The 601-nt window shown below is 54.7% G+C and carries 1 protein-coding gene; it reads right to left on the reverse strand.

Translation table 11 applies throughout. The annotated features are described in order from the left end of the window. Positions 1-601, reverse strand: a 601-nt coding sequence (locus CD000_RS00585) for an integrase core domain-containing protein (protein ID WP_198962470.1), incomplete at both ends; no start/stop codon positions are given.

Here is a 601-nt window from a genome sequence, read left to right on the forward strand (position 1 = left end):
TGGCGTTTTACATAGGCGTTGTCCTCCAAACGAACCCGAACGGCCTCCGCCACCTTCCTTCCATCTTCGTACACATAGACGCCCCGTTCGTCATAGCGGAGTTCAATCGATTGCCCAATGAACCGGGGCGGCACTTCATACAGCTGCTTGTTCAAGGTGATCGTTCCATCGGCTTTGACCTTGCGGTGCTCCCGCTTCAGAAAAATCGCGTCCAGCCAATCGATGTCTTCGATCCACACCACTCGTTCCACTTGGGACTGAGACACCTCATGCGGCGTTTTCCCATCAAGCGAGGCGTGAGGTTTTCGATGATACTCTTCTTCAAGCCACTTCCAAAAACGCTCGTTCAACTCGTCAAGCGACTTCGGCGGATTCAGCTCCAACAGCGGATAAAACCGCGTCTGCACGGTGCGGAAGAACCGTTCGATTTTCCCCTTGCTTTGCGGATCATACGGCTGGGTGTGGATGAGCGTAATCCCCATCTCGGCGCACGCATACTGCAGCACCTCGGACCGATAAATTTTCCCGTTGTCCGAGTAAATGCGTTTCGGCTTCCCGCAACGAAGCACCGCTTCCTTCGTGACGATCCGCAGCCCGTCAA

The organism is Geobacillus sp. FJAT-46040, from assembly GCF_002335725.1.
Taxonomy (GTDB): Bacteria; Bacillota; Bacilli; order Bacillales; family Anoxybacillaceae; genus Geobacillus; species Geobacillus thermoleovorans.